The 5,592-nt window shown below is 58.9% G+C and carries 4 protein-coding genes; 3 read left to right on the top strand and 1 reads right to left on the bottom strand.

The window, feature by feature from the left end; translation table 11 throughout:
* Positions 1 to 578, bottom strand: a 578-nt coding sequence (locus tag HKN37_17510) for a hypothetical protein (protein NNE48453.1), incomplete at its 3' end; no start/stop codon positions are given.
* A gap of 344 nt (positions 579 to 922) precedes the next feature.
* Between HKN37_17510 and HKN37_17505 the strand changes: the two genes are divergently transcribed.
* From HKN37_17505 to HKN37_17495, 3 genes are all read left to right on the top strand, one after another.
* Complete coding sequence (locus tag HKN37_17505; GenBank protein NNE48452.1) at positions 923 to 1,129, top strand: hypothetical protein; 207 nt, start codon at positions 923 to 925, stop codon at positions 1,127 to 1,129.
* Positions 1,130 to 1,430: 301 nt separating this feature from the next.
* Positions 1,431 to 4,118 carry a BamA/TamA family outer membrane protein gene (locus HKN37_17500; protein ID NNE48451.1) on the top strand — a complete coding sequence of 896 codons (2,688 nt, stop codon included), beginning with the start codon at positions 1,431 to 1,433 and terminating at the stop codon, positions 4,116 to 4,118.
* A 502-nt stretch (positions 4,119 to 4,620) separates the two neighbouring features.
* The coding region (locus tag HKN37_17495; GenBank protein NNE48450.1) for a VWA domain-containing protein at positions 4,621 to 5,592 on the top strand (972 nt) is incomplete at its 3' end.

Here is a 5,592-nt window from a genome sequence, read left to right as displayed (position 1 = left end):
GTCCACGAGGCTCCCGCGTCTGTGGTATAGAAAATTGTACCCTGCAGTCCGGCTGCCCAGCCCTCCACTCCGTCTTCGTTCATTGATGCGGCTTGCAGCAGCGCGGTCGACGGCGTACTGGCGGTATTCCACGTGTTGCCACCGTCGACAGTCTTGATCACGGTGCCCAGGACGCCGACGGCCCATCCCCTTAATGCGTCGACGAATTGAACGTCGAACAGCTCCGTCGTGACCGTGCTGTTTTGCTGGGCCCAGTTTTCGCCCCCGTCCATGGTGCGCAGGACGAGTCCCTCCCAGCCGACGATCCAGCCATCCAGATCGTTAACGAAATGGACGGACCTGAGCGGATTGGTCGTATGACTTTCCTGTTTGACCCACGTGACTCCACCGTCACCTGTCCGCAGAATCGAACCAAAGGGCCCAACAGACCAGGCCGTGTCGGGATTCAACTGAAACACGGAGTAAAGCTCGTTCCCCTGCGGCGATGGATTCTGCCAGTACCAGCCCGACTGGGCAGCAGCTCCAATGGATACGGAAGTGAGGACAATACCAATCTTGAGTGCGCGGAACGTCAACATGTCAATCACCATCGAGATTTGCCGCAGCCGGGTGCGTGTGGTGTCCGGCCAGATGCGGCCGACCGAGGAGCGTGCGGACGCAACGGGACTAGACAGCTTCGAACCTACGTGTGGGTGCCGGCATGTCGCGTGGGGAAGGGCCTTGAGCGGATCTCGGCAGATCCCTCATTTCCGCGTAGGCTCCGGCCGGTGCATTATGCGGATGAACGGCATCACCGCCCATTCCCACCGCACTCGAGTTCTCGCCTCCAAAGCACGCGTTCGCGACGCTGCAGGCCTACGACGTTACGGGAAGACTCGTCGCCCGTTTGGTGTTCGGTATGCGTTAACCAGGAGAATATCCGGTGGAGTGGAACGCCCGGGACAAAGCGAGTGGGGTCTTCTTCTTCAGACTTCAGCAGGGCGAGGTGGCTGATGTGAAGCCGATGATTCTGCTGAAATTGATCATCCTGATTAAGTCCGGGGAACTCCAAAGCAAACTCATCGACACTGCCGTAGAGAGTGAGGTGCTAACCTGGCAGAGGTGCGTTGGTGGAGTAGCAGCGCCCTAACCCTTGCCCATCTGGAGTTACTTCGGTTTCGCGGACACTCATGGGAATTGGAACAGCTCTCGCATACTGATCGCGTGCGCGAGGCCAGGAGAGTGAAGCGAGCCTCTCGTGGCCGCCGCTTGGAAAAACACTTGAGAAGTCATTTGTTCTTAGTAGTCCTGCAGCGTGTCTTCTTTTTGTCACGATTTTCTGAACCGACCGTTTCAGCTATCGTCAAACGCGCCAGCATCCAGTAGATTCCTGACTCGAACCTTTTGGACAAGTGATAGGGCTAACGGCCAGTAATCTGAGGAAGACACGAGTGTATCATCCGTCAACCGTCATTCGTCAGATCTGCACCTGCTGGTTCGCGCTGCTGCTTGTCGGTCTGCCCGTAGCGTCGGTCGTGACAGCCCAGGTGCCGCCCGAAGATGCCATTGCCGGAGCCAGAGTTTCTGTTGCCCCGAATCCGCGATATTCGGCTGGCCCCCTTCATCGCTGGATCTTCGGTACCGAGTATCGCGACATCTGGGGGATTCCCGTCAAGATCGAGGTCATGGACATTTCGAAATTTGCCGGTGGACTGACACCTATCAAGAAGGGCGGATTCGGACAGACGACCAGTCTGCACATGCGGGGCACCGACGGGATCCGATACGTGTTTCGCTCTCTCGACAAAGATCCTGCGCGAGGTCTTCCCGACGATCTTCGGCACACGTTTGTCGGGAATGTGGTTAACGACCAGATCAGCTCCCAGCATCCGTACGCCTCGCTGATAATCCCGAAGCTTAGCGATGCGCTCGGCATCCTGCACGTGACGCCGACGCTCTACGTGATGCCGAATGACCCAGTGCTCGGCGAGTTTCAGGAAGAGTTTGCCGGACTCGTCGGCGCCATCGAGGAGCGACCCAACGAAGGGCCGGACGGGGAGCCGGGATTTGCCGGATCGACCAAAGTGAGTTCTTCGTCCGGGATGTTCGACGACCTTGAAAAGGATGCTCGACAGAGAGTCGATGCGGTGAGCTTTCTGCGGGCCCGTCTGTTCGACGTCTATGTCGGCGACAGAGATCGCCACTTCGACCAGTGGCGTTGGGCCCGCATGGAGAACGCGGATGGTTCCTACCGCTGGCTTCCGGTTCCGAAGGACCGTGACCAGGCCTTCAAGATCAATGACGGCCTGATGATGTCACTCACGAGGATCTACCAACGCCAGTACGTTTCCTTCTCCGGAAGGTACCCCAGTATTGAGGGCGCATCATTCAATGGAAGAGAGATGGACCGTCGTCTGCTGGTCGGTCTCAAAAAGGCCGTCTGGGATTCCGTTGCGGCCGACATGGAGCAGCGTCTAACTGATACCGTGATCGTGGAAGCCGTATCGAATCTGCCGGCGGAAATCTACGCATTCCACGGCAAGGAGCTCGAAGATCAGCTGAAGACTCGCCGTGATCAGCTGCGCCAGATGTCCGACGATTACTATTCGCTGCTGGCCAAGTACGTTGACTTGCATTCCACCGATGAGGACGACGTCGCAGAGATAGAACGGCTCGCCAGCGGCGCGGTCCACGTAAAGGTGCTAACATCCGGAGTCCCGTATTTCGACCGAACCTTCCTGCCCGAGGAAACAAAGGAAATCCGGATACTCACGCATGGCGGTTCCGATCGCATCACGGTTCGAGGGGACTCCGAAACAAGCATCAAGCTCCGCATCCTGCCCGGAGGAGGGGACGACGTGATGGTGGACTCCAGCTTCGTGAGAGGAAGTGGCGGCGAAACGCTCTTCTACGACGACCGGGGAGACAATTCTGTCATTCTGGGCAAGCGGTCCAAGCTCGATGAGAGCAAGCCGCACGAGCGACATCCCGATGAGCTTTTCCTTCCACCCGCGCCCGAAGATGACGAAGCACGAATGGCCCAGAGCTGGGGGCGATACACCTACCCGCTGGCACTGGTATACTATGCGCCCGACCACGGGGCGATAGCGGGTGCCGGGGGATTCGTGGTCAAGCATGGCTGGCGAAAGCTGCCGTTCAAATACAGGTGGCAGACCATGGCCCAGTTCTCAACGAGTGGGCGTGGCAAGATCGCCACGGGCCTGTCATTTCCGAACGCCTCCAGCAAGCTGTCGGTCACATTAAGCGCTTATTACTCTGGGCTCGAGTTCGTGCGCTTCTTTGGCTTCGGCAACGAGACTGATCCCGTGGGCGATTTCCCCGGCGAAGACTTCGACTCGGAATTCTACAGAACTCGTCATACCGACCTCTTCTTCTCACCGTCTCTTGACATTGACCTCGGAGGCAAGACGTCTCTGGAACTCGGCCCGGCGGTCCAGTTCGTTGGCGTCAGATCAGACGCTGACGAACTGTTGGGTCAACCGTTCGCTCAACAGTCCTTCTTCGGGTCTGACGACGATCTCGTGTTGGTCAGCGGAAACGCAAGCCTCCAGATCGACACGCGCGACAATCCTGGTGCAGCTGCCAGCGGATTCCATCTTCACGCAGGCGGGAAGCTTGTTCCGCGAGTGCTCGGCGTGGATGATGAGGCGAGGGACGAGGGCTCGTATGGTAGGATCTTCGGAAGCGCCGCAGCCTACTTCACTCCCGGCAACGCCGCAAAGAATCCGATGGTGGCGCTACGTGTCGGTGGCGAGAAGGTCCTGGGCGATTTCGATGACGTACCGTTCTACGAGGCTGCCTTCATCGGAGGGGCAAAGAACGTCCGTGGCTTCAGGGAGAATCGCTTTGCCGGCGATGCCGCCGTGTACGGGAATGCGGAGGTGCGCCTGAAAGTGATCCGGGTTAAACTGATCTTCCCCTGGGACGTGGGTGTTCACGGCCTGGTCGACGCAGGCCGAGTCTGGTATGAGGAGGGTGATGGCGCCGATAAGATCCACACGGCGTTCGGCGGCGGTCTCTGGCTCGGTATCCTGAACAGAACCCAGACGATTAGCTTTTCTGTCGCCTCAAGCGACGAAGAGACTCTGTTCTACGCCCGTGCTGGATTTCACTTTTAGAAGTAGCCGGCTCCCGAATCCGGTCAATCCTCAGCAGGGCCTGCCGGTAACGGCCACGCGTGTTTGGCTGCAACCGGCAGTCGGGCCTTGCCACCAGCCGGCTGTTAGGCTGTGAGTCGCAATGCATCGGCTAGCATTCAGTCGAGAGATGTCTTGCAGCCGGCCCACCTCCGGTGTAGGCACGCGTGTCTAAAATCGAGTCCACCTCCAGGACGATGTGACGATTATCGGAGCGATTTGATTGACCAGACGGATTGCTCTTCAGCCGTCACCAATGTTTGATGGCGACCGTTGGTCAATGCGTGGCAGGGCGACGACGCGCCCGCCGCAAGCCATCGGCGGCAGCCGCACGTCCCGTGCATACGTCGGAGGCCCGGCGACTCAAGTGAAGTTGTAGGGTCTGCACAATACCGGCGCGGCCCCGGCGTTCTTATGGTCGAAGGACTTTGCACCGGGATAGCTAAATCGTCGGGTGAGACCAATGAAACGACACTCTGGAAACATGGCAGTCATCGCGATAATCGTCGCCTTTGCGACGTTGGGCACCGCCCGGTTCATCCGCGATTTCAAAGCAGAAAACGGACTCACCGTGCGATTCGGCACGAGTTTCAGTCATCCCGTCTTGCTCGGCGGCACGCAGCAGACCGCATTCATCAAAGTGGATCTGACGGGCTTCAAAATCGAACGCGAGTCGGACCGCACACCCGTCAACGTCGCATTCGTGCTCGACAAATCGGGTTCGATGGGTGGCCAGAAGATGGAGCAGGCCATCGAGGCAACCATCATGGCCATCGACCATCTCAGCACGGGCGATGTGGTCTCGGTGATCGTCTACGACAGCGGTGCCCGCGTGCTGATGCCGGCGACCGAGGTCACCGACAAGGAAGCCATTCGCCAGAAGATTCGAAGCCTCGTCGCGGGGGGCGGCACCGCGCTGTACGCAGGTGTCTTGCAGGGCGCCAGCGAGCTGCGAGAGTTCCTGGATCCGCACCGCGTCAACCGCGTCATCCTTCTGTCGGACGGGCAGGCGAACGAAGGCCCGAGTACACCCTATGAACTGGGAGAACTCGGGGCCGCGCTCATCAGGGAAGGGATTTCCGTAACGACGATCGGACTCGGACTCGGCTACAACGAAGACCTCATGACGCAACTCGCTCTGCGTAGCGACGGCAATCACAACTTTGTCGAGAATGTCGATGCGCTGGCGATGATCTTCAATCAGGAATTCGGCGACGTGCTTTCCGTCGTCGCCCAGGATGTGCGGGTGACCATCGATTGCGAAGACGGCATCCGGCCGGTTCGTGTGCTCGGGCGCGAAGCAGAAATAAACGGGCAATCCGTGACCGTCACGCTCAATCAGCTCTACAGCGAGCAGGAGAAGTATGTGCTGCTGGAGGTGGCGACGGAGCCGAAGGTCTCCGGTGATGAGGTTGAGATCGCTCAGGTGTCGATGACGTACGCGAACATGTTCACG

This window comes from Rhodothermales bacterium, assembly GCA_013002345.1.
Taxonomy (GTDB): domain Bacteria; phylum Bacteroidota; class Rhodothermia; order Rhodothermales; family JABDKH01; genus JABDKH01.
Note: the sequence above shows the minus strand (reverse complement) of the source record. Positions and strands in the feature narration are given on the sequence as shown.